The organism is Neisseria lisongii (assembly GCF_028463985.1).
GTDB classification, from domain to species: Bacteria; Pseudomonadota; Gammaproteobacteria; order Burkholderiales; family Neisseriaceae; genus Neisseria; species Neisseria lisongii.
This window is the reverse complement of the sequence record NZ_CP116766.1, coordinates 1,222,223-1,244,843: the sequence shown is the minus strand read 5'-3', so window position 1 is coordinate 1,244,843 and position 22,621 is coordinate 1,222,223. Positions and strand designations below refer to the sequence as shown.

Below are 22,621 nucleotides of genomic sequence, written 5' to 3'. Positions count from 1 at the left end.
AGAGGCCGTCTGAAAATGGTGAAAAAATCAGGCACTCAAAGCGGCTTTTAAAATTTTATTGACTTCGCCCATATCGGCTTTGCCGGCAAGCTGGGTTTTTAATACGCCCATTACTTTGCCCATGTCCGCCATGCCTGAAGCGCCGGTCATGGTGATAACGGTGGCCACGGCGTTGCGGATTTCGTCTTCCGACATCATTTGAGGAAGATAACGGTTTAACACGTCGATTTCGGCGTTTTCTTTGTCCGCTAAGTCGCTGCGGCCGGCTTCGGTGTAGATTTTGGCGCTGTCTTTGCGCTGTTTGAGCATTTTGCCCAAAATGGCGGTTACTTTGGCATCGTCGGCTTCGCTGCGCTCGTCCACTTCGTATTGTTTGATGGCGGCGTTAATCAGGCGGATGGTGCCTAAAGTGAGTGTGTCTTTGGCACGCATGGCGGTTTTCATGTCTTCGGTCAGTTTGGCTTTCAGGCTCATATCGGCTCCGATTGGGTTTTCAGACGGTATTGGGTCGGGGAATCGCCAGACGGTTTTGGCGATAAAGGCAAAAACACCGTAGGGCTTGCGGCCTTACGGTGTGTCTTGCTCAATCACAGGTTAGGCCTGTAATCAGTACATTTTAGGAGGCAGTTGTTGGCTGCGCAGGCGTTTTTGCAGACGTTTGGCTGCAGCAGCTTTTTTGCGTTTGCGCTCGGTAGTCGGTTTTTCGTAGGCTTCGCGGGCGCGCAGCTCGGTCAGCAGACCGGTTTTTTCTACAGCACGTTTGAAACGGCGCATGGCAACTTCAAATGGTTCATTCTCTTTTACACGGATTGCAGGCATTTTATTTCCTTCAAAATTCTGGTTCGGGCCGTAAAAATCAGCATAATGGTTGGCTGATGATGGTTTTCAGACGGCCTCGTTTAAAAAATAGGGTTTTGCGTATCGCTTTTGCTTGAAGCGGGCGGGACACTCACCGGGGTGAAAAACATCACCTCCTAACAAATTTTAATCAGGCAGCAACAACGGCTGCTTTGCAAATAAATGAATTTTGCGATTATGCGTGATTTTTTAGGCGTTTGTCAAGATTTTTGATGGTTGAAGATGAAAAACGGCAATCCGTGTCTTTAGTTCGGATTGCCGTTTGGCAGATTTTTATAGCGGGTTCACTTCAAAAGACCACAGCGTTGGCCCGCCTTGCTCAAAGAGAACGGTTTTTGTAACCGAATGAAACAACCATCCGGACAAAACCTGTTCCGTACTACCTGTACTGTCTTCGGCTCGCCGCCTTGTCCTCTTTTGAATTGAACCCGCTATATCGCAATCAAGTTTACACACGAATCACTTTGCGGACGTGCGGAATGGTGTGCAAATCATGAATAATTTGATTGAGTTGCGCCAAGTCTTTGGTTTTAATCATAAATAGAAACTCGACAAAACCTTCGGTGCCGGTTTGGGTTTTGGACGGGGTTTCCACCGAGGAAATATCCGCCCCTGCACCGGAAATGGCTTGCGCCATTTGCGCCAGCAGGCCGTGGGTGTCTTCGGACTGAATATGCAGGCCGATACGGTAATTTTGGTTGTTGATGCTGTCCCAATCGGCATCGAGTTGCTGCTCGGGGGCGGTTTTGAGCAGGGTCGGGCAGGTATCCCGATGGATAATCATGCCTTTGTCTTTGATTAAGACGGCTCGGATGGCATCGCCGGCAATCGGGTGGCAGCATTCCGCCAGATGGATACGGCCGCTTTCCTGTCCGTTGACTTTGACCGGGCTGAGTTTGACTTCGCTACCGAAGTGTTCGCCCGCCAGTTCGGCGATGTGCATGGCCACGGAAACCGGCAGGGTATTGCCGGTACCGACATTGTAGAGCAGCTCTTCAAACGAGATGTTTTGGCCGCTTAGTTCGGAGAGGTATTTTTCTCTGAGGCCGTCTGAAAGTAACACATCTTGCGGGAGCAGGCTGGACAGGGCTTTTTGCAGCAGGTTTTCGCCCAAGGCGATGGCATCTTGGCGGTTCATGTTTTTGATGTATTGGCGGATGGCGCTGCGGGCGCGGCCGGATACGGCAAAACTGAGCCAAGTCGGATTCGGTTTGGCGTGTTCGGAAGTGATGATTTCCACCGAATCGCCGGTTTTGAGCTTGGTACGCAGCGGCATCATGGTATTGTTGATGCGTGCGGCGACGGTTTTGTGTCCGATGTCGGTATGCACGGTATAGGCAAAATCAATCGGGGTTGCACCTTTGGGCAGGGTGAGGATTTTGCCTTTGGGGGTGAGAACGTAGATTTCGTTCGGGAACAGATCGACTTTGACGTGTTCCAAAAATTCGATGGCATTGGCGCTGCTGGCCTGTAAATCCAAAATGGTTTTCAGCCAGCGGTTGGTGTGCAGCATCGCCTGATCGGTGGTGTGGCGGCCGGATTTGTCGATCCAGTGTCCGGCCACGCCGCCTTCGGCGACAGCGTCCATTTCACGGGTGCGGATCTGCACTTCAATCGGCAGGCCGTACGGGCCGACCAGCGTGGTGTGCAGGCTTTGGTAGCCGTTGCTTTTCGGAATGGCGATGTAGTCTTTGAAACGGCCGGGTTTGGGCTGGTAGAGATTGTGCAAAGCACCCAGTGCGGCGTAACAGGCGGGTATGCTGTTGACAATGACCCGAAAGCCGTAGATGTCCATCACTTCGGCAAAACGCAGTTTTTTGGCCAGCATTTTTTGGTGAATGCTGTAGAGGTTTTTTTCGCGCCCTTTGATTTTGGCTTCGATATTGGCGCTGACCAGCCGCTGTCCGAACGCACGCAAAACCTTGCCGGCAACGTCGCGGCGGTTTTTGCGGCTGTTGTTCATGGCTTTTTGCAGGGTTTCGTAGCGTTTCGGGTGCAGATTTTGAAACGATAAGTCCTGCAGTTCCTGATAAGCATTGTTCAGGCCGATACGGTTGGCGATTTGGGCGTAGATTTCCAGCGTTTCTTTGGCAATGCGGCGGCGTTTGTCGGGACGCATCGAGCCTAGAGTGCGCATATTGTGCAGACGGTCGGCGAGTTTGACGATAATCACCCGCACGTCTTTGGTCATGGCGAGAATCAGTTTGCGGAAACTTTCCGCCTGATGTTCGGCATGGTCTTCGAATTTGAGTTTTTCCAGCTTGGAGAGGCCGTCCACCATTTCGGCGATGATTTCGCCGAAATTTGCCGCCATTTCGGTTTTGGTTACGCCGGTGTCTTCCAATACGTCGTGCATCACACCGGCGCACAAGCCTTGGATATCCATGTGCCAGATGGCCAGTTGGGTGGCAACGGCAATCGGGTGGGTAATGTAAGGCTCGCCGCTTTTACGGGTTTGTCCGTCGTGGGCGTGAAACGCATAGGCAACGGCTTTTTCCAGCTCGGCCGACTCCTGCGGATTCAGATAGGCGGCGGCGCGGAACAGCAGTTCCCGCTCTTTGGCGGTCAGCGGATCGTATGGGGCGGTGGGTAATGGGGCTGGCATTTTCAGACGGCCTCCTGCTCAGGTTATTTGTTGCGCGACAAGAGTTCGGTACCGATATGGCCGGCGGCGATTTCGCGCAGAGCGGTTACGGTCGGTTTGTTGTTGCGGATATCGTCAACCAGAGGGGTGTTGCCGGTTTCGAGCTGGCGGGCGCGGCGGGCGGCGACCAGTGTCAGGTCGAAGTGGTTGGGGATTTTGCCGGTGCAGTCTTCAGTGGTAATGCGTGCCATATTGTTTACTCGCTTGTGTTGAAATGAAAGGGAAACGGAAAAAATATTATTTTCGCTGTTTTTTAGAAATTGTCCAATAGATTCTCGATAAATGCCGATTGAGCCGCCGTTTTCAGACGGCGTGAGCGGATAACGGCGTATAGCTCGGCTTCGGCGGTGTCGAGTTGGTCGTTGATAACGACATAGTCGAAATCGACCGAGCGGCTGATTTCGTGGCGGGCTTTCGCCAGACGGGTCTGAATCACATCTTCGCTGTCGGTTGCCCGCCCTTTCAGGCGTTGCGCCAGAGTTTCGGCGGAAGGCGGCAGAATGAAAATGCTGCAGGCTTCGGGCAGTTTGCGGCGGACCTGTTCCGCCCCTTGGACATCGATTTCGAGAATCACATCAAAGCCTTGTGCGCAAAGCGATTGCACGCTTTCGATGCCGGTGCCGTAATAGTTACCGAACACGTCGGCGTGTTCCAAAAAGGCATTTGCTGCAATCAGGCGTTCGAATTCTTCTTTGGAAACGAAGTGGTAATGCACGCCGTTTTCTTCGCCGGTGCGGGGCGCACGGGTGGTGTGGGATACGGAAACCCGCAGCGTGTTGTGGTTTTGCAGCAATCGGGAAACCAGCGTGGTTTTGCCGGTGCCGGAGGCGGCGGAAATGATGAAAATATTGCCTTTTTCTGGGTTTTGCATAATCGGTTTGCCATAGAAAAATTTTATCCCGCATTATATCACAGCTGTGTGTGCTTTTCGATTTTCAGACGGCTTCGCCACAAACGGCATAAATTTGTTACAATCAACCGTTTGACTGTTATTAGGACAATAAAAATGTTGGTTCATCCGGAAGCGGTGGGTGTGAATGTGTTGGCGGAAAAAATCCGCAAAATCGAAAACTGGCCGCAAAAAGGCATTTTGTTTCACGATATTACGCCGGTTTTGCAGAGTGCCGAATATTTCCGTCTGCTGGTCGATTTGATGGTGTACCGCTATATGGGACAAAAAATCGATGTAGTGGCGGGTTTGGACGCACGGGGTTTTATTATCGGTGCGGCGCTGGCGTATCAGCTGAATGTCGGCTTTGTGCCGATCCGCAAAAAAGGCAAATTGCCGTTTGATACTGTATCGCAAAGCTATGCTTTGGAATACGGCGAAGCAACGGTGGAAATCCATACCGATGCCATCGGCAAGGGCGACCGTGTGCTGCTGGTGGACGATTTGGTGGCAACCGGCGGCACCATGATGGCGGGTATGGAACTGATCCGCCGTTTGGGCGGCGATATTATCGAAGTGGCGGCGATTTTGGAATTTACCGATTTGGACGGCGGCAAAAAAATCCGTGAAAGCGGCGTGCCGCTGTTTACCCTGTGCCAAAACGAAGGCTGTATGTAACGCCGGATATTGTTCGCAGACAAGACCCTCAAGGCCGTCTGAAAATGTAAAAAAGCGTTGGAACAGATGAAGATTGTCCGCCAATCGTTTAAGATTGGCGGAATTGTTTTTGAAACGGATATGATGAAGAACAAACCGATGATGACCAAACAGACACATTCGTGGCCGCTCGCAATCTTGGCGGCGGCGCTGATTTCCGCCTGCTCGTCTTCCAACCAACCGGCCGAACCGGCGGCTTCTGCGGCCGCTTCCAATGCGGGCCCGACTGCGGTTGCGCCCGTGCCGTCCCGTGCTGCTGAAAGCGAAGCCAAAACCTTGGCCGATTATGCTTTTTTTCAGACGGCCTTCGATGCCGCCAAACGCGGCGACGATATGACGGCGCAACAGTTTTTGGCGCAGGCAGGCAACAGTGCCATGGCCGAGAGCGTGCGCAACGAATGGCTGAAAAGTCTGGCTTTGCGGGGACAGTGGGCAACGTTCCAACAGGAATACCGCAAACTGGAAGCCGCCGGCCGCTCGCAGGAAGTGCAGTGTTACGCCGCCTTAAACAGCGGGGATTACAGCATGGCGGCCGATTTGGTGCAGGAAACCAAACGCTTGGCACCGGGCTGCACCCGCTTGGTAGAAGCCGCAGCAGCGGCAGGCCGTCTGAATTCGGACGCTGCATGGCGGCGGGTGCGGGGCTTGTTGAGCAACAGCCAAACCACCGATGCCCGCAATCTGGCAGCCGCCTTGGGCAGCCCGTTTGACGGTGGCGGACAAGGTGCGCAGGAATATTCATTATTAAGCGTTATCGGCAAAGATGCCCGCAAATCGGCTTCGGCCGCCGCCACGCTGTCGGCAATGGAAGGCGGTTTGAGCCGTGCGCAAAGCAGTTTTGCATGGGGCGTGTTGGGACATTATCAGGCGAAAAACCAAAACATGGCGATCGCTTTGAGCTATTACGGCCGTGCCGCCGACCGTAGCCAATTAAGCGATGAGCAGCTCGAATGGTATGCCCGTGCCGCATTGCGTCTGCAACGCTGGGACGAATTGGCAGGCGTGATTGCCGCCATGCCGTCCAAGTTGCAGAAAGACCCGACTTGGCAATACTGGTTGGCACGCAGCTACGCCGCCCAAGGCAATCACAGCCGGGCCAGACCTTTATACGAACAAGCCGCCGCTTCGGGCCGCAATTTCTACGCCCTGATGGCGGGCGAAGAGTTGGGCAGACGTGTCAGCACGCAAAACAATGTTGCCGACGCAGCCCGCAGCGAAGTCAGCCGCATGGCAAACGACGGCGCAATCAAACGCTCATTGACCCTGTTTCAAAACAGTAAATTAAACGGCGATGCCAAAATGCGCCGCCAAGCGCAGGCAGAATGGCGTTTTGCCACACGGGGATTCAGCGAAGATCATCTGCTGACCGCCGCCCAAGTCGCCTACGATCATCAGTTTTACGATATGGCGATCAACAGCGCCGACCGCACCGACCACAAACTCAATTACCAACTGCGTTACCTGTCGCCGTTTAAAGACACCACCGTCCGCTACGCTTCTTTGGCTGGTGTTGATCCGGCTTGGGTGTATGGCTTGATCCGTCAGGAAAGCCGCTTCGTGATGGGGGCGCAATCCAGCGTCGGCGCACAAGGACTGATGCAGGTCATGCCCGCCACCGCACGGGAAATCGCTTCCAAAATCGGCATGAGCAGCAGCGAACTTTATACAACCGAGGGCAATATCCGCATGGGAACATGGTATATGGCCGATGCCCGCCGCCGCTTGCAGAATAACGAAGTCATGGCGACCGCAGGCTACAACGCCGGCCCCGGCCGCGCCCGCAACTGGCAGGCAGATATTCCGCTTGAAGGCGCAATCTACGCCGAAACCATACCGTTTGACGAAACCCGTGATTATGTGAAAAAAGTAATGGCCAACGCCACTTACTACGCTTCACTGTTCAACGAACCCAAAACCTCGCTCAAACAACGCATGGGCGTAATTCCGGCAAAATAATCGCTACGGGTAGATAAAACAGGCCGTCTGAAAATCGATTTTCAGACGGCCTTTGGGTTTAAAGCGGATTTGCTATACTGCGTTGCGGAAAGTCAGCAGCAAATCCCGGAAAGCGTTCGGGTCTTTAATAAACGTCATTTCACCCGAAGTCGGGAAATGGAAGTCCAGCAGGCGGGAAACCCAAAAACGGATGCAGCCGGCACGGTGCGCCACCGGCAGATAAGAGCGTTCCGCTTCCGAAATCGGTCGTACGGATTCATAGCCTCGGATAAAGGCATCTTTTAATGCCGAATCCAGTTTATTGTCCGCCGTTCTCGCCCAGTCATTGACCGCCACCGCCAAGTCATACATAAAATTGCCGTTGCAGGCATAATAAAAATCAATAAATCCGGCGACGTTTTCCCCATCGAGCAACACATTGTCTTTAAACAAATCCGCATGAATAATGCCGGACGGCAGATGATCGGCAGGGTGGTTGTCCAAAAACGCAATTTCGTCTTTCAACAGTGCTGCATCATCGGTTTCCAAAACCGGTTCGAGCTGAACAAAGGCTTCCCGCCACCATTTTTCGGCACGGGGATTATCCATCGCCAGCGGAAAACTTTGTCCGGCTAAGTGCATTTTGGCCAGCATAGCGCCGGTATTGAAACACTGCTTTTCCGTTGCCCAGCTGGTATCCGCACCGCTCAAGCAGGCAACCACACAGGCGGGTTTGCCTTCCAGTTCCGAATCCAAACGCCCGTCCGTTCTGGCAACCGGCGCAGCACAGGCAACCCCGTTTTCACTTAAATGCTGGTTCAGTTCCAAGAAAAAAGGCAATTCTTCCTGTTTTAATACTTCAAAAACCGTCAATACATAACGGCCGGTTGAAGTAGTCAAAAAATAATTGCTGTTGGTAATCCCCTGAGCAATGCCCTGCAAGGACACAAATTCCCCCAAATCATAATGGGTCAGAAAAGAACGGATCGCCTCATCGGATACATGGGTATAAACGGACATAATCACAACGCCTGAATCAAAAGATAATCAAGATGCCGCCAAATCGGCGGCAGATGTTTTAAGAATAACGCCATCATACCAAAAAACACGGCACGAAAGGAAACAAAGCATTAGAAGTCGGCAGGGCAGCGAAACAAGGATTTTATATTTGAGGCAGTAATTTTTGATTAGGCCGTCTGAAAAACCCCGATTTTCAGACGGCCTAAGTTTTACTGTTTGATTTAGAGCAGAGGGGAATTTCTTTTTTCAGAAAAAACTTCAAAAATCTTCAAACAAAATTTCCTTTAGCGATAGGCATTTGCAGATTTTGTCTGCGAAAAGTCGATTTTTGGTGTTGACTGGTTTGGTTGGGAGGGGTATAGTTCGGTTCTTCGCTGCTTCGGCGGTGAAGAAAAAGACGAACAGAAGATTATAGCAGTTGGCCGGATTGATTGAAAGAGATTTCGATGAAAAAAGTTGACAGCGAAGAAAAATAGTCTGATAATTCGTTTTCGCTCTTTAACAGACAGATTACCGATAAGTGTGAGTGCATAAAGCCTCACACTGTTGAAAAGACAGACAAGACAAATGTTTTAACATTGACTTGTCAGTTTCTTTGAAGCAGACCAGAAGTTAAAAAAGTTAGAGATTAAACATAAGAGTTTGATCCTGGCTCAGATTGAACGCTGGCGGCATGCTTTACACATGCAAGTCGGACGGCAGCACAGAGAAGCTTGCTTCTTGGGTGGCGAGTGGCGAACGGGTGAGTAACATATTGGAACGTACCGAGTAATGGGGGATAACTAATCGAAAGATTAGCTAATACCGCATACGCTCTGAGGAGGAAAGCAGGGGACCTTCGGGCCTTGCGTTATTCGAGCGGCCAATATCTGATTAGCTAGTTGGTGGGGTAAAGGCCTACCAAGGCGACGATCAGTAGCGGGTCTGAGAGGATGATCCGCCACACTGGGACTGAGACACGGCCCAGACTCCTACGGGAGGCAGCAGTGGGGAATTTTGGACAATGGGCGCAAGCCTGATCCAGCCATGCCGCGTGTATGAAGAAGGCCTTCGGGTTGTAAAGTACTTTTGTCAGGGAAGAAAGGGCAGTTGCTAATATCGACTGCATATGACGGTACCTGAAGAATAAGCACCGGCTAACTACGTGCCAGCAGCCGCGGTAATACGTAGGGTGCGAGCGTTAATCGGAATTACTGGGCGTAAAGCGAGCGCAGACGGTTAGTTAAGCAAGATGTGAAATCCCCGGGCTCAACCTGGGAACTGCGTTTTGAACTGGCTGACTAGAGTGTGTCAGAGGGGGGTAGAATTCCACGTGTAGCAGTGAAATGCGTAGAGATGTGGAGGAATACCGATGGCGAAGGCAGCCCCCTGGGATAACACTGACGTTCATGCTCGAAAGCGTGGGTAGCAAACAGGATTAGATACCCTGGTAGTCCACGCCCTAAACGATGTCAATTAGCTGTTGGGCAACTTGATTGCTTAGTAGCGTAGCTAACGCGTGAAATTGACCGCCTGGGGAGTACGGTCGCAAGATTAAAACTCAAAGGAATTGACGGGGACCCGCACAAGCGGTGGATGATGTGGATTAATTCGATGCAACGCGAAGAACCTTACCTGGTCTTGACATGTACGGAATCCTCCAGAGACGGAGGAGTGCCTTCGGGAGCCGTAACACAGGTGCTGCATGGCTGTCGTCAGCTCGTGTCGTGAGATGTTGGGTTAAGTCCCGCAACGAGCGCAACCCTTGTCATTAGTTGCCATCATTAAGTTGGGCACTCTAATGAGACTGCCGGTGACAAGCCGGAGGAAGGTGGGGATGACGTCAAGTCCTCATGGCCCTTATGACCAGGGCTTCACACGTCATACAATGGTCGGTACAGAGGGTAGCCAAGCCGCGAGGTGGAGCCAATCTCACAAAACCGATCGTAGTCCGGATTGCACTCTGCAACTCGAGTGCATGAAGTCGGAATCGCTAGTAATCGCAGGTCAGCATACTGCGGTGAATACGTTCCCGGGTCTTGTACACACCGCCCGTCACACCATGGGAGTGGGGGATACCAGAAGTAGGTAGGCTAACCGCAAGGAGGCCGCTTACCACGGTATGCTTCATGACTGGGGTGAAGTCGTAACAAGGTAGCCGTAGGGGAACCTGCGGCTGGATCACCTCCTTTCTAGAGAAGAAGAGGCTTTAAGCACTCACACTTATCGGTAAACTGTAGATAGAGATGCGGATAACACTTGAGTGAAGGCTTAAGAGTTAAATCTGGGTTTGTAGCTCAGCTGGTTAGAGCACACGCTTGATAAGCGTGGGGTCGGAGGTTCAAGTCCTCCCAGACCCACCAAGAATGGGGGCATAGCTCAGTTGGTAGAGCACCTGCTTTGCAAGCAGGGGGTCATCGGTTCGATCCCGTTTGCCTCCACCAACTTCACAAATCAAAGCAAGTTGGGAAACAGAATCCTATTGACAAAAGATAGGAAGCTGATAGAATGCCCAGCTCATTTTGATTTGCGGAGTAATAGCAATATCAAACGCATCGATCTTTAACAAATTGGAAAGCCGAAATCAACAAACAAAGACAATGTCGGTTTACTTTAACGTTTAATGTTTGCAAACACTAAACGTTACCAAGAAGTAAACCACAGTATTTGGGTGATGATTGTATCGAGTTGCTCCTGAAACACAAAAGGCAGGAGCAACACACAACAAAGCAGTAAGCTTTATCAAAGTAAAAACCTTAAGCCGAGTTTCCTAGTCAACGGGAGCAAAGCGAAGTCAAAGAGGTTCTTGAAATGATAGAGTCAAGTGAATAAGTGCATCAGGTGGATGCCTTGGCGATGATAGGCGACGAAGGACGTGTAAGCCTGCGAAAAGCATCGGGGAGCTGGCAATAAAGCTATGATCCGGTGATGTCCGAATGGGGAAACCCACACAGCAATGTGTATCCTTATCTGAATACATAGGATAAGAGAAGCGAACCCGGAGAACTGAACCATCTAAGTACCCGGAGGAAAAGAAATCAACCGAGATTCCGCAAGTAGTGGCGAGCGAACGCGGAGGAGCCTGTACGTAATAATTGTTGAGATAGAAGAACAAGCTGGGAAGCTTGACCATAGTGGGTGATAGTCCCGTATTCGAAATCTCATCAATGGTACTAAGCGTACGACAAGTAGGGCGGGACACGAGAAATCCTGTCTGAACATGGGGGGACCATCCTCCAAGGCTAAATACTCATCATCGACCGATAGTGAACCAGTACCGTGAGGGAAAGGCGAAAAGAACCCCGGGAGGGGAGTGAAATAGAACCTGAAACCTGATGCATACAAACAGTGGGAGCATCCTTGTGGTGTGACTGCGTACCTTTTGTATAATGGGTCAACGACTTACATTCAGTAGCGAGCTTAACCGGATAGGGGAGGCGTAGGGAAACCGAGTCTTAATAGGGCGACTAGTTGCTGGGTGTAGACCCGAAACCGAGTGATCTATCCATGGCCAGGATGAAGGTGCGGTAACACGCACTGGAGGTCCGAACCCACGCATGTTGCAAAATGCGGGGATGAGCTGTGGATAGGGGTGAAAGGCTAAACAAACTCGGAGATAGCTGGTTCTCCCCGAAAACTATTTAGGTAGTGCCTCGAGTATGAGACTGATGGGGGTAAAGCACTGTTATGGCTAGGGGGTTATTGCAACTTACCAACCCATGGCAAACTAAGAATACCATCAAGTTGCTCCTCGGGAGACAGACAGCGGGTGCTAACGTCCGTTGTCAAGAGGGAAACAACCCAGACCGCCAGCTAAGGTCCCAAATGATAGATTAAGTGGTAAACGAAGTGGGAAGGCCCAGACAGCCAGGATGTTGGCTTAGAAGCAGCCATCATTTAAAGAAAGCGTAATAGCTCACTGGTCGAGTCGTCCTGCGCGGAAGATGTAACGGGGCTCAAATCTATAACCGAAGCTGCGGATACCGTAAGGTATGGTAGGGGAGCGTTCTGTAGGCCGAAGAAGGTGCATTGTAAAGTGTGCTGGAGGTATCAGAAGTGCGAATGTTGACATGAGTAGCGATAAAGCGGGTGAAAAGCCCGCTCGCCGAAAGCCCAAGGTTTCCTACGCAACGTTCATCGGCGTAGGGTGAGTCGGCCCCTAAGGCGAGGCAGAAATGCGTAGTCGATGGGAAACAGGTTAATATTCCTGTACTTTGATTCAATGCGATGTGGGGACGGAGAAGGTTAGGTTAGCAAACTGTTGGAATAGTTTGTTTAAGCCGGTAGGTGGAAGACTTAGGCAAATCCGGGTCTTCATAACACCGAGAAGTGATGACGAGTGTCTACGGACACGAAGTAACCGATACCACGCTTCCAGGAAAAGCCACTAAGCTTCAGTTGAATCAGAACCGTACCGCAAACCGACACAGGTGGGCAGGATGAGAATTCTAAGGCGCTTGAGAGAACTCGGGAGAAGGAACTCGGCAAATTGATACCGTAACTTCGGGAGAAGGTATGCCCTTCGATGTTAAGCCCTTGCGGCGTAAGCATTGGAGGGTCGCAGAGAATAGGTGGCTGCGACTGTTTATTAAAAACACAGCACTCTGCTAACACGAAAGTGGACGTATAGGGTGTGACGCCTGCCCGGTGCTGGAAGGTTAATTGAAGATGTGAGAGCATCGGATCGAAGCCCCAGTAAACGGCGGCCGTAACTATAACGGTCCTAAGGTAGCGAAATTCCTTGTCGGGTAAGTTCCGACCCGCACGAATGGCGTAACGATGGCCACACTGTCTCCTCCCGAGACTCAGCGAAGTTGAAGTGGTTGTGAAGATGCAATCTACCCGCTGCTAGACGGAAAGACCCCGTGAACCTTTACTGTAGCTTTGCATTGGACTTTGAAGTCACTTGTGTAGGATAGGTGGGAGGCTTAGAAGCAGAGACGCCAGTCTCTGTGGAGCCGTCCTTGAAATACCACCCTGGTGTCTTTGAGGTTCTAACCCAGGTCCGTAATCCGGATCGGGGACCGTGCATGGTAGGCAGTTTGACTGGGGCGGTCTCCTCCCAAAGAGTAACGGAGGAGTTCGAAGGTTACCTAGGTCCGGTCGGAAATCGGACTGATAGTGCAATGGCAAAAGGTAGCTTAACTGCGAGACCGACAAGTCGAGCAGGTGCGAAAGCAGGACATAGTGATCCGGTGGTTCTGTATGGAAGGGCCATCGCTCAACGGATAAAAGGTACTCCGGGGATAACAGGCTGATTCCGCCCAAGAGTTCATATCGACGGCGGAGTTTGGCACCTCGATGTCGGCTCATCACATCCTGGGGCTGTAGTCGGTCCCAAGGGTATGGCTGTTCGCCATTTAAAGTGGTACGTGAGCTGGGTTTAAAACGTCGTGAGACAGTTTGGTCCCTATCTGCAGTGGGCGTTGGAAGTTTGACGGGGGCTGCTCCTAGTACGAGAGGACCGGAGTGGACGAACCTCTGGTGTACCGGTTGTGACGCCAGTCGCATCGCCGGGTAGCTAAGTTCGGAAGAGATAAGCGCTGAAAGCATCTAAGCGCGAAACTCGCCTGAAGATGAGACTTCCCTGAGGATTTAATCCTCCTAAAGAGTCGTTCGAGACCAGGACGTTGATAGGTGGGGTGTGGAAGTGCGGTAACGCATGAAGCTAACCCATACTAATTGCTCGTGAGGCTTGACTCTATCATTTGAAGAACTTCAAAGATAAAAGCTTACTGATGATTCAATCATCACCAACAGTTGATTAAACAATAAATAACTGCAGGAAACTGCATAACGGCTTAACAATTTGTACAGTTTAAGTTTGGCGGCCATAGCGAGTTGGTCCCACGCCTTCCCATCCCGAACAGGACCGTGAAACGACTCAGCGCCGATGATAGTATGGTTCTTCCATGTGAAAGTAGGTCACCGCCAAACACCCATTCCAAGCCCCTGAGGATTCCTCGGGGGCTTACTTCATTTGATAAACACTCAAAACGATACAGCAAATCCCCAAAACCCATCACCAAAACTTGAACCGCTGCAAAAAAATCCGTATCATCAAATCAAAACAACCCACACAAAGGAGAAAAACCATGAAAAAACTGCTTACCGCAGCCGCACTGATGCTTGCCACCGCATTTGCCGCCGCAGCCGTCAACATCAACACCGCTTCCGAAACCGAACTGACTGCCTTACCCGGCATCGGCCCGGCCAAAGCAAAAGCCATTGTAGAGTACCGCAAACTCAACGGTGCGTTCAAATCCCCCGAAGAGCTGAAAAACGTCAAAGGCATCGGGGAGGGCATCTTCTCGAAACTGAAAGGGGAGGCCGTTACTTCCACCCCGCCTGCTAAAAAGGCCGGCCCTGCTTTGAAAAAGTAGGAAGGGTGGCGGGGTAAACGCCGGAATATCAAACCGTAATGTAAAGCCGTCCGGACTATACAGCCCGGGCGGCTTTGCGTTGCCACAAAGGGGGGACGTCTGGAAAATGGGGATTGCTGGGCTGCTTGAGGGGTTATGAGGAATCAAAAAACCGGCCAATCATTTAAAAACGATTGGTCGGTTTTACATAATGATAGAACGGGTTATTTGTAGAAATTTCTAAAACCTTTATCACAAAAGTCTCAAATTTCATTTACTCCCAAATTATTGACTCATTTTCAGGTTTTGCCACAGGCGGACGCTGAGTTTGCTGATGTCGGAGGATTTCGGTGAAATAACGAAACTTTTTGCCATCAGTTCTTTGCTTGGGAAGATGGACGGATCATCGGCGTAGCGGGGTTCCATCAGTTTGCGTGCCGGTTGGCTGGCGGGAGCGTAGGTAACGAAGTTGCCGTTTTGGGCAGCGGTTTTGGCTTCCAGTGTATGGTTGATGTATTTGTGGGCATTGGCAACGTTGTCGGCATCTCGTGGAATCATAAATGAATCTACCCAGATGCCTACGCCGTTGGACGGGGTCAATACTTTGATATGGATGCCGTTTTTTGCATCTTCGGCACGGGTTTTGGCGATGTTTAAATCGCCGCCGTAGCCGATGGCGACGCAGAGGTTGCCGCTGGCCATATCGTCGATATAGCCTGACGAGGTAAAGCGTTTGATGTCGGGACGCACTTTTTTCATCATTTCGACAGCGGCTTTGATGTCGTCGGGGTTTTCGCTGTTGGGGTCTTTACCTAAATAGTGCAGCGCCAGTGGAATTTGTTCGGTGGCGCTGTCGAAATAGCTGATGCCGCAGGATTTCAGTTTGGCGGTATATTCAGGGTTGAACACCAAGTCCCATTCATTTTCCGGCAACTGCTCGCTACCCAGTGCTTTTTTCACCAAGTCTTGGTTGATGGCAAGGGTGTTCATGCCCCAGAAATACGGCACGGCATATTGGTTGCCCGGATCGACGCTTGCCATCATATTGAGCAGATCGGGGTCGATATTGCTGTAATTGGAAAGCTGGCTTTTGTCGATTTTCTGATAAGCGCCGGCTTTGATTTGGCGGCCGACATTGGAAATCGACGGAGCAACGAGGTCGTAGCCCGATTTGCCGGTCAGCAGTTTGGCTTCCAAGGCTTCGTTGCTGTCGTAGTAATCGTAGCGGACGTTGATGCTGTTGTTTTGTTCAAACGCCGCCAGCGTTTGCGGATCGACATAATCCGACCAGTTGTAGATGTTTAATTCACCGGAACGGGCAGGCGCAGCGGCTTGGTGGGGTTGGTCTTCGGCAGTTTCTTGAGCGGTTTCTTTGCCGCAGGCGGCTAAAACCATGGCACAGAGTGTCGCTGCAATCAAAGTTTTTTTCATGAATACAGTCCTTTTGTCTAGGGATTGCCGTCGGCGCAGGTGCGGGCGGCATTGCTTGGGTAGATAAAATTGCAGCGGTGGCAGAGCGCCACATACAAAAGGGAAACTGTGGGGGCGGCATGATATAGTGGATTTACTTTAAAAGTATTACTGCGTTGGCTCGCCTTGCCGTACTACCTGTACTGTCTTCGGTTCGCCGCTTTGTACTACTTTTAATATAGTGAATTGACTATAACCGTAAAATACCGCCCTTGATTCAGCAAGTTCGCATTAAACGGCAAAAGCCTTGTAAATGCAAGACCTTAAGCGGTAAAAAACAGCAGTTTTCAGACGGCCTTGCGCTAGGTTTTTCATCATAAACAAAAAAATCTGCACCTTTTTTCTGCAGCGTTGCCGAAAATCTGCAAACAGACAGGATTTTGGCGGCTTCAGGATTTGTCAAAACAGGTTGATTTGTGGGAAAATCGCAGGATTGAATTTCTTGGAAGGGCGACCCGTGTTAGACAGAGAAGGCTATCGCCCCAATGTCGGTATTATTCTGACAAACAGTCGCAACGAAGTATTTTGGGGCAAGCGGGTGCGCGAATATTCGTGGCAGTTTCCGCAGGGCGGCATCAAACCGGGCGAAAGCCCTGAAACGGCGATGTACCGCGAGCTTTTGGAAGAAGTCGGCCTGTTGCCGCAGCATGTGAAGATTTTGGGGCGTACCCGAGACTGGCTGCGTTATGATGTACCGAGCCATTGGGTGCGGCGGGAGTGGCGGGGTTCGTACCGCGGGCAGAAGCAGATTTGGTATTTGCTGCGGCTGGTCGGGCGGGAAAGCGATGTCAATCTGCGGGCCAGCCACCACCCCGAATTCGACGGTTGGCGCTGGCACGAATATTGGGCGCCGGTCGATGAAGTTATCGATTTCAAACGCAACGTTTATTTGGGTGCATTGAGCGAGCTTTCCCGCTTTTTGCCCGAGTTGGAAAGTTACGGCCAATATGCCGCCCGCCAACCGGATTTACCTGTAAAATAGCAAACTTACCGCAACGCTTTTAGGCCGTCTGAAAGCGTTGTTTGATTTCTGAGGCGGCACGTTTCCGCCTATTTTCCGATTAACGCCAGCAAAGCATTGCGCCATGACTGATCAAAACCAACAATACAGCGAATCCAGCATTACCGTCTTAAAAGGCTTAGAGCCGGTAAAAGAGCGGCCGGGCATGTACACCCGCACCGACAGCCCGACCCATATCTGTCAGGAAGTAATTGACAATGCCACCGATGAAGCATTGGCGGGCTTTGCCACCGAAGTGGACGTTGTGATTCACGAAGACGGTTCGCTGTCGGTACGGGACAACGGGCGGGGTATTCCCACCGGTATCCACCCGCAGGAAGGCGTTCCGGTGGTGGAACTGGTTTTCACCCGCCTTCATGCCGGCGGCAAGTTCAACAAGAAAGACGGCGGCAGTGCCTATTCTTTTTCCGGCGGTTTGCACGGCGTGGGCGTGTCCGTTACCAACGCATTGTCGAAACGCTTGGAAGTAACCGTTAAGCGGGACGGGCAAATTAGCCGCATCGTGTTTTCCGGCGGCGATGTTGTCGAGCCGTTGAGCGTTATCGGCAAATGTCCGAAAAAAGAAACCGGCAGTGAAATCCGTGTCTGGCCCGACAGTTCGTATTTCGAGCAGGTGGATTACAGCATTCCCGAGCTGGAACGCCTGCTGCGTGCCAAAGCCGTATTGTTGCCCGGCATTACCGTCCGCCTGACCCGTCCGCAAAAAGGGCAGAGCGAACCGCTGGTACAGGTGTGGCATTATCCCGACGGTCTGAAAAGCTATCTGACCGCCTTAATCGGCGAAGCTCAGGAAGCTGTGCCGGTATTTTCCTGTGAAAACTATATTTCAGACGGCCATGAAAGCGACTTCAGCGTCGGCGAGGGGGCAGCATTTGCATTGACATGGCTGGAAGAAGGTTCGTGCGCCAGCGAAAGCTATGTCAATCTGATTCCCACGCCGCTTGGCGGCACACACGAAGCCGGTTTGAAACAGGCAGTGTTTAATGCCGTCAATAATTTCATTACCTTACACAACCTGTTGCCGCGCGGCGTGAAAGTGCAGAGCGATGATGTGTTCGGCAAAACAGCGTTTGTCTTGTCCGCCAGAGTGCTTGACCCGCAGTTTCAAGGCCAGACCAAAGACAAACTGACTAACCGAGATACGCTGAAACTGGTCGCAGCCGTTGCCGGTGATCCGATTGAATTATGGCTCAACCAAAATGTCGAATACGGCAAAAAAATTGCTGAACTGGCGATTCGTCAGGCACAGGCACGGATGCGTTCGGTAAAAAAAATCGAAAAGAAAAAAGGCTCGGGTGTGGCCGTGTTGCCGGGCAAACTGACCGATTGCGAAAGCGAAGATATTCGGGAAAACGAACTGTTTCTGGTCGAAGGGGATTCGGCAGGCGGTTCGGCAAAACTGGCACGCAACAAAGCCACCCAAGCCATTTTGCCGCTGCGGGGCAAAGTGTTGAACAGTTTTGAAGTCCACCAAGACCAACTGTTCGGCAATGCCGAAATCCACGATATTTCCGTCGCCATCGGCGTTGATCCTCACGGCGTTACCGACAGTCCCGATTTAAGCGGCCTGCGTTACGGCAAAATCGCCATTTTGTCTGATGCCGATGTGGACGGTTCGCATATCCAAGTCTTGCTGCTGACCCTGTTTTACCGCCATTTCCCGCAACTGATTGCCAACGGGCATATCTACGTTGCCCAGCCGCCGCTGTTCCGTGTCGATGTCAACGCACAAGGCAAAAGCAAACCGGCACGCAAGCTCTACGCCCTTGACCAAAACGAATTGGACGGCATTCTCGAACGCCTGAAACTGGAAGGCGTAAAAGAAACAGCATACAGCATCAGCCGCTTCAAAGGCTTGGGCGAAATGAATCCCGACCAGCTCAAAGACACCACCATGGACCCCGACACCCGCCGCCTGCTGCAGGTGCAAATCCCCGAAACGGCTGTTGAAGAAACCCGCGATATTTTTGTCAAACTGATGGGCAAAGGCGAAGCCGCCAGCCGCCGCGCTTGGATGGAAGCCGAGGGCGACAAAGCGGAAGTGGATATTTAAGCAAGTTTGGCAGAATGATGGAAAACGAGGCCGTCTGAAAATCCGATTTTCAGACGGCCTTGCTGTTTTATTTTAGTAGCAATACTTAATTTTCTGCACAAATCGGCAAGCTGATGATGGTCTGTATATGATTGGGTAACAAGTTTCGCTACCCTGCGAATTGTTCTCTGTTCTGTATGGGAAGGGCGGCTTGTTATACTGTGATATAGTGGATCCACTTAATAATCCATACAATTTAATCCGATAATTGTAGGGTGCTTGCCAAAGCACGCACCTGTTCTGTGAGTTTTATGCCGAAGCCGTCTGAAAATCTGATTTCAGCTTCACAGAAACTCGCTTTACTCGTTTTCAGACGGCTTTCATGTGAAATTTAAAGAACACGTGCATGCTTAGGCAAGCACGCTACACGCCGTTCCCTGTCCCGCTGGCGGGACGGGTGATTCCCTTGGGTTGTAATATTTTTTTGGTTAATTCACTATATTTTTTCGGTTAATTCACCATATTTCGGAGAAGATAATGCAGGAAATTTTCAGAGAAAAAAGCAATAAAAAATCCCAAGCCATAGCAGCTTGGGATTGGTTTGTGGCAGAGAGGAAGGGATTCGAACCCTCGATACGCTATTAACGTATACACACTTTCCAGGCGTGCGACTTAAACCACTCATCCACCTCTCTGTGTTTGATTTTATAGTGGAATAACTTCAAAGTACTACATCGTTGGCTTCGCCTTGCCGTACTATTTGTACTGTCTTCGGCTTGCCGCCTTGTATTACTTTGGAGTTATTCCACTATACGGTTGATTTGTCATCGGTCAAACCGTTTATCGGATAGCAAAATATCCGGTAATCCGGATATTTTTAAAATCTGGTGCCCAGAAGAAGACTCGAACTTCCACACCCGTGAGGATACTAGCACCTGAAGCTAGCGCGTCTACCAATTCCGCCATCTGGGCAAATTTTCATATTCAGCAAAGTTTGGTGCCCAGGAGAAGACTCGAACTTCCACACCCGTGAGGATACTAGCACCTGAAGCTAGCGCGTCTACCAATTCCGCCACCTGGGCTTTGCTTTATTTCCCGTTTTGGGGTACAGTCTGAAACTGTGCCGCAATTCAGAAGCGGTCATTATATATTTTTACGAAAGATTGTCAAGATAAAGAATGAATAAAAATACTAAGTTTTTAAGTTTACGGGAAAAAGACCCGTTTCTGGCTCGTGAGAAACAGCGTTACGAGCAGCCTTTGCCCAGCCGTGAGTGGATTATCGAATTATTGGGACGTAAAGGCGTGCCGCTGAAAATGGCGGCGTTGGCGAAAGATTTGTCGATTAGTGAAGCGGAATATGCGTTTTTTGAACGCCGTCTGAAAGCCATGGCAAGAGACGGGCAGATTTTAATCAACCGCCGAGGAGCGGTGTGTACGGCGGATAAGCTGGATTTGGTGAAATGCCGTATGGAAATGCACCGGGACGGTTTCGGCTTTGCCGTGCCGCTGGAAGCGGATTTAGGCGGTGATTTTGTGGTGTATGAACGCCAGACCAAAGGTGCGATGCACGGCGATATTGTGATGATTCGTCCGGCGGGAACCGACCGCCGAGGCCGTCGTGAAGGCGTGGTGCTGGATATTGTCGAGCGGGCGCAGGTTCAGGTGGTCGGCCGTTTTTATGTGGAACACGGCGTGGCGATTTTGGAGGCGGAAGACAAACGCTTGATTCACAATATCGTTTTGGAACCGCAAAGCGTGGCGGAACACCGACCGCAGGCAGGGCAGGTGGTGGTGGCAGAAATCGAAACCTATCCCGACAGCAACCGCCCTGCAGTGGCGAAAATTACCGAAGTATTGGGCGATTATGCCGACAGCGGTATGGAAATCGAAATTGCATTGCGCAAACACCATTTGCCGCATCAGTTTAACGAAGCCTGTTTGAAAGCAGCGGCCAAAATTCCCGATCACGTGCGCAAAAGCGATTTGAAAGGGCGGGTTGATTTGCGGGATTTGCCGCTGGTTACGATAGACGGCGAAACGGCACGGGATTTCGATGATGCGGTGTTTGCCGAAAAAATCGGCAGAAACTACCGTTTGGTGGTGGCGATTGCCGATGTCAGCCATTATGTGAAACCGGGCGACGGCATCGATATTGACGCTCAGGAACGCAGTACCAGCGTGTATTTCCCCCGTCGGGTGATTCCGATGTTGCCGGAAAATCTGTCCAACGGCATTTGTTCGCTCAATCCCGAAGTCGAGCGCCTGTGTATGGTGTGCGACATGGTGGTTACTTTTGCCGGCAATATCAAAGAATACCGTTTTTATCCGGCAGTAATGCGTTCGCACGCCCGACTGACCTACAACCAAGTGTGGCAGTGGATTTCAGACGGCATAGTCCACCCGCTCAAACCGCAAATCGACACATTGTACAAAGTGTTCCAAATTCTGCAGAAAAAACGCTTTCAGCGAGGTGCAGTCGAATTTGAAACCAACGAAACGCAAATGCTCTTTGACGATTGCGGCAAAATCGAAAAAATCGTTGCCGTCAGCCGCAACGATGCCCACAAAATGATTGAAGAATGTATGCTGGCCGCAAACGTGTGCGCCGCAGAATTTCTGTTGGAAAACCGCCATACGGCGCTGTTTCGCAACCACTTGGGCCCGACACCGGAAAAACTGGCAGTATTGCGCGAACAATTAAGCCTGCTGGGCTTGCGTTTGAACGGCGGCGACAAACCGACACCGAAAGATTATGCCGAACTGGCAGCACAGTTTAAAGACCGCCCCGATGCCGAACTGTTGCAGGTGATGATGCTGCGTTCCATGCAGCAGGCCGTGTACGAGCCGCACAACGACGGCCATTTCGGGCTGGCTTATGATGCCTACGCCCATTTCACTTCGCCGATCCGCCGCTATCCCGACTTAACGGTTCACCGAGCGATTAAAGCCGTGTTGGCAGGGCAGCAGTACCAGCCCGAAAAAACTTGGCAGGCATTGGGCGTGCATACCTCGTTTTGCGAGCGGCGTGCCGACGATGCCAGCCGGGATGTAGAAAACTGGCTGAAAACCTATTATATGCAGGACAAAGTCGGCGAAGTGTTCAACGGCAAAATTTCCGGCATGGCGAATTTCGGGATTTTTGTTACGCTGGACGACATCCACATCGACGGCTTAGTGCATATCAGCGACTTAGGCGAAGACTATTTCAACTTCCGTCCCGAAATCATGGCGATTGAAGGCGAACGCAGCGGCGTGCGCTTCAGCATGGGTGAAAAAGTAGCCGTAAAAGTCGCCCGTGCCGATTTGGAAAGCAGCAAAATCGATTTGATGCTGGTCAGCGGTGGCAGCAAAAAACGCAGCAAAGCAGCGAAAAACACCGCCAAACCCGCCGGAAAAACCGAGAAAACCCGCAGCAAAAAACTGTCGCCTAAAGAAATCGACACCTTAATGAACAGAGGAACGAAAAAAACACCGACAAGTAAACCGGCAGGCCGTCTGAAAACAACCACCGAACCGGCCAAACCCGCCAAGAAAAAAGGAGTCAGTATCAAAGTAAAAAGTAAGGCAGTAGGCCAAACCGAAACCAAACGCAAAGGCAGAAGCAAACCCAAAGCCTGAGTAAAGGCCGTCTGAAAATCTGATTTTCAGACGGCCTGTTTGCTGCGGATCGGGTACGCTTTAATGTAAACGGT

Annotated in this window: 13 protein-coding genes, 5 tRNA genes and 3 rRNA genes; 11 read left to right on the top strand and 10 right to left on the bottom strand. The window is 51.2% G+C overall.

All coding sequences use genetic code 11. The features are described from left to right. Positions 1 to 27: 27 nt before the first annotated feature. The 5 genes from PJU73_RS05610 to gmk form a co-directional block, all read right to left on the bottom strand. Positions 28 to 474 carry a GatB/YqeY domain-containing protein gene (locus PJU73_RS05610; RefSeq protein WP_237091395.1) on the bottom strand — a complete coding sequence of 149 codons (447 nt, stop codon included), beginning with the start codon at positions 472 to 474 and terminating at the stop codon, positions 28 to 30. Positions 475 to 606: 132 nt separating this feature from the next. Continuing rightward, a complete protein-coding gene (rpsU, locus tag PJU73_RS05605; protein ID WP_003680926.1) occupies positions 607 to 819 on the bottom strand; it encodes a 30S ribosomal protein S21 in 213 nt (70 codons plus the stop codon). Between the two features lie 487 nt (positions 820 to 1,306). Beyond that, positions 1,307 to 3,463, bottom strand: coding sequence for a RelA/SpoT family protein (locus PJU73_RS05600; protein ID WP_237091394.1), 2,157 nt, complete (start codon positions 3,461 to 3,463; stop codon positions 1,307 to 1,309). 23 nt (positions 3,464 to 3,486) lie between these two features. After that, positions 3,487 to 3,693 carry a DNA-directed RNA polymerase subunit omega gene (gene rpoZ / locus PJU73_RS05595; protein ID WP_237091393.1) on the bottom strand — a complete coding sequence of 69 codons (207 nt, stop codon included), beginning with the start codon at positions 3,691 to 3,693 and terminating at the stop codon, positions 3,487 to 3,489. Positions 3,694 to 3,755: 62 nt separating this feature from the next. Beyond that, the gene (gmk, locus tag PJU73_RS05590) at positions 3,756 to 4,373 is read right to left on the bottom strand and encodes a guanylate kinase (RefSeq protein ID WP_237091392.1); all 618 of its coding nucleotides are present in this window, start codon (positions 4,371 to 4,373) and stop codon (positions 3,756 to 3,758) included. A gap of 135 nt (positions 4,374 to 4,508) precedes the next feature. On the opposite strand from gmk, the gene PJU73_RS05585 reads away from it, so the two are divergent. Both PJU73_RS05585 and PJU73_RS05580 read left to right on the top strand, forming a co-directional pair. Next, positions 4,509 to 5,069 carry an adenine phosphoribosyltransferase gene (locus PJU73_RS05585; protein WP_237091391.1) on the top strand — a complete coding sequence of 187 codons (561 nt, stop codon included), beginning with the start codon at positions 4,509 to 4,511 and terminating at the stop codon, positions 5,067 to 5,069. 123 nt (positions 5,070 to 5,192) lie between these two features. Then, positions 5,193 to 7,064 carry a lytic transglycosylase domain-containing protein gene (locus tag PJU73_RS05580; RefSeq protein WP_371871503.1) on the top strand — a complete coding sequence of 624 codons (1,872 nt, stop codon included), beginning with the start codon at positions 5,193 to 5,195 and terminating at the stop codon, positions 7,062 to 7,064. A gap of 72 nt (positions 7,065 to 7,136) precedes the next feature. Here PJU73_RS05580 and thrB read toward each other — a convergent pair whose 3' ends face one another. Continuing rightward, on the bottom strand, positions 7,137 to 8,063 hold the full coding sequence (thrB, locus tag PJU73_RS05575) for a homoserine kinase (RefSeq protein WP_237091390.1): 927 nt from the start codon (positions 8,061 to 8,063) through the stop codon (positions 7,137 to 7,139). Positions 8,064 to 8,693: 630 nt separating this feature from the next. Here thrB and PJU73_RS05570 point away from each other — a divergent pair. From PJU73_RS05570 to PJU73_RS05545, 6 genes are all read left to right on the top strand, one after another. Beyond that, positions 8,694 to 10,234, top strand: a 16S ribosomal RNA gene (locus PJU73_RS05570). 94 nt (positions 10,235 to 10,328) lie between these two features. After that, positions 10,329 to 10,405, top strand: a tRNA-Ile gene (locus tag PJU73_RS05565). Between the two features lie 5 nt (positions 10,406 to 10,410). Continuing rightward, positions 10,411 to 10,486 (top strand) — tRNA-Ala (locus PJU73_RS05560). A gap of 374 nt (positions 10,487 to 10,860) precedes the next feature. Further along, positions 10,861 to 13,745, top strand: a 23S ribosomal RNA gene (locus PJU73_RS05555). A gap of 120 nt (positions 13,746 to 13,865) precedes the next feature. After that, positions 13,866 to 13,979: ribosomal RNA gene (gene rrf / locus PJU73_RS05550) — 5S ribosomal RNA — on the top strand. The 16S, 23S and 5S rRNA genes sit together here with 2 tRNA genes alongside, the layout of an rRNA operon. A 158-nt stretch (positions 13,980 to 14,137) precedes the next feature. Then, complete coding sequence (locus PJU73_RS05545) at positions 14,138 to 14,425, top strand: ComEA family DNA-binding protein (RefSeq protein ID WP_237091492.1); 288 nt, start codon at positions 14,138 to 14,140, stop codon at positions 14,423 to 14,425. Positions 14,426 to 14,689: 264 nt separating this feature from the next. Here PJU73_RS05545 and PJU73_RS05540 read toward each other — a convergent pair whose 3' ends face one another. After that, positions 14,690 to 15,835, bottom strand: coding sequence for an extracellular solute-binding protein (locus tag PJU73_RS05540; protein WP_237091493.1), 1,146 nt, complete (start codon positions 15,833 to 15,835; stop codon positions 14,690 to 14,692). A 472-nt stretch (positions 15,836 to 16,307) separates the two neighbouring features. Between PJU73_RS05540 and PJU73_RS05535 the strand changes: the two genes are divergently transcribed. Beyond that, entirely contained in the window at positions 16,308 to 16,856 is a 549-nt protein-coding gene (locus PJU73_RS05535; RefSeq protein ID WP_237091494.1) for an RNA pyrophosphohydrolase, read from the top strand. A gap of 103 nt (positions 16,857 to 16,959) precedes the next feature. Continuing rightward, on the top strand, positions 16,960 to 18,948 hold the full coding sequence (locus tag PJU73_RS05530; RefSeq protein ID WP_237091495.1) for a DNA topoisomerase IV subunit B: 1,989 nt from the start codon (positions 16,960 to 16,962) through the stop codon (positions 18,946 to 18,948). Between the two features lie 583 nt (positions 18,949 to 19,531). On the opposite strand, the gene PJU73_RS05525 is transcribed toward PJU73_RS05530, so the two are convergent. From PJU73_RS05525 to PJU73_RS05515, 3 genes are all read right to left on the bottom strand, one after another. Next, positions 19,532 to 19,622: transfer RNA gene (locus PJU73_RS05525), tRNA-Ser, on the bottom strand. A gap of 190 nt (positions 19,623 to 19,812) precedes the next feature. After that, a tRNA-Leu gene (locus PJU73_RS05520) sits at positions 19,813 to 19,899 on the bottom strand. 23 nt (positions 19,900 to 19,922) lie between these two features. Next, positions 19,923 to 20,009, bottom strand: a tRNA-Leu gene (locus PJU73_RS05515). Between the two features lie 96 nt (positions 20,010 to 20,105). Here PJU73_RS05515 and rnr point away from each other — a divergent pair. Next, positions 20,106 to 22,547 (top strand): ribonuclease R, encoded by a 2,442-nt coding sequence (gene rnr, locus PJU73_RS05510; protein WP_237091496.1) that lies wholly within the window; start codon positions 20,106 to 20,108, stop codon positions 22,545 to 22,547. Positions 22,548 to 22,621: the final 74 nt, after the last annotated feature.